The organism is Streptomyces sp. UG1 (genome assembly GCF_049974585.1).
GTDB lineage: Bacteria > Actinomycetota > Actinomycetes > Streptomycetales > Streptomycetaceae > Streptomyces.
Map to the genome: position 1 here is coordinate 1 of NZ_JBNGGG010000122.1, position 1,795 is coordinate 1,795.

The following is a 1,795-nucleotide window of genomic DNA, read 5'->3' on the forward strand; positions in this document are numbered from 1 at the left end:
CCTCGACGCCCTCGCCGTACACCGTCGCGCGCACGGCCTGCCCGCCACCTCCCTCGCCTGGGGACTGTGGGAACAGGACGGAGGAATGGCCGGGCGGCTGAACTCCACGGACCAGGCTCGTATCAACCGCGGCGGTCTGCTCCCGATGAGCGCCCCGCTCGCCTTGGAGCTGCTGTCCGCGACGCTCCGTTCGCACACCGACCCGCTGGTCGTTCCGGTACGGCTCAACCTGCCGGCGCTTCGTGCGCACGCCGGGTCCGGGATGTTGCCCCCTCTGCTGCGGGGCATCGTGCGGGCCCCGTCTCCGCGGGCGGCGGCCCGTTCCGAGGACGGGGTGTCCCTGGTACGGCGTCTTCGCGTGCTCTCACCAGCCGAGCAGGAGCGGGCGCTGCTGGATCTGGTGCGCGGTCAGATCGCCTCCGTGCTGGGACATGCCGACTCCGAAGCGGTCGCGGCGGACCGGGGTTTCCTCGACATGGGCTTGGACTCTCTCAACGCCGTCGAACTGCGCAACCGTCTCAAGGCGAGCACGGAACTGAGCCTGCCCTCGACCGTCGTCTTCGACCATCCCACGCCCATCGCGCTCGCCCGCCATCTGCAACGCGAACTGGTACCGCAGGACGAGGACGAGGCCGCCGGGTGGGGCGGGAACGGCGAGGCCGAGATCCGCAAAGCCATCGCGTCCGTACCGCTGGCCCGGTTCCAGGAAGCCGGACTCCTGGACCTGCTGCTCACTCTGGCGGGCGTCAAGGAGGCACCACCGCTCACTGCCCAGGGCGCCGGCCACGGCAGCGCCATCGAGGACGCGGACGCGGACGAACTGGTCCGGATCGCGCTCGCCAACCAGGAATCGTGACACGACTCATAGCGGGGAATTCATGACGACTACGCCTTCCGAGAAGGTCGTTGAGGCGCTCCGCGCGTCTTTGCTGGAGAACGAGCGGCTGCGGGAGCAGAGCCGGCGGCTGGTCGAAGCATCGCGCGAGCCGATCGCGATCGTCGGCATGGCCTGCCGCTATCCGGGCGGCGTCACCTCCCCCGAGGAGCTGTGGGAGCTGATCGCCGACGGCCGGGACGCGATCTCGGAATTCCCCGCCAATCGGGGCTGGAACACCGAGGCGTTGTACGACCCCGACCCGGAGCACGCCGGTCGGACCTACACCCGTGAGGGCGGATTCCTGCACGACGCCGGCGACTTCGACCCCGGCTTCTTCGGCATCAGCCCGCATGAAGCGATCACCATCGACCCGCAACAGAGGCTTCTTCTTGAAGCGTCGTGGGAGACCCTGGAGCGCGCCGGAATCGACCCCACGACACTCCGCGGCAGCCGCACCGGCGTCTTCACCGGAGTCATGTACGGCGACTACGCCGGTCGTTTCCACGAGCGCACGCCGGAGACCTACGAGGGCCACCTCGGCATCGGCAGCGCCTACAGCGTCGCCTCCGGCCGAGTGTCGTACGCCTTCGGCTTCGAAGGCCCCGCGATCAGCGTCGACACGGCGTGCTCCTCCTCCCTCGTCGCCATCCATCTCGCCGCGCAGGCGCTACGGGGCGGTGAGTGCGACCTCGCCCTCGCGGGCGGGGCGACGGTGATGGCCACCCCGGCCACCTTCGTGGAGTTCAGCCGCCAGCGCGGCCTCGCCCCCGACGGCCGCTGCAAGCCGTTCGCGGCGGCGGCCGACGGGACCGGTTGGGGAGAAGGGGTCGGACTGGTCCTGCTGGAGCGGTTGTCGGACGCGGAGCGCAACGGCCACCGGGTACTGGCCGTCGTGCGGGGCTCGGCCGTCAACCAGGA

The 1,795-nt window shown here is 70.4% G+C and carries 2 protein-coding genes; both read left to right on the forward strand.

Translation table 11 applies throughout. The features are described 5' to 3' along the window. Positions 1–856 (forward strand): beta-ketoacyl reductase (locus ACP4J3_RS50565; protein WP_426545022.1); only part of this gene is annotated, 856 nt, incomplete at its 5' end. 22 nt (positions 857–878) lie between these two features. Next, on the forward strand, positions 879–1,795 hold a 917-nt coding region (locus ACP4J3_RS50570), incomplete at its 3' end, for a beta-ketoacyl synthase N-terminal-like domain-containing protein (RefSeq protein WP_426545024.1).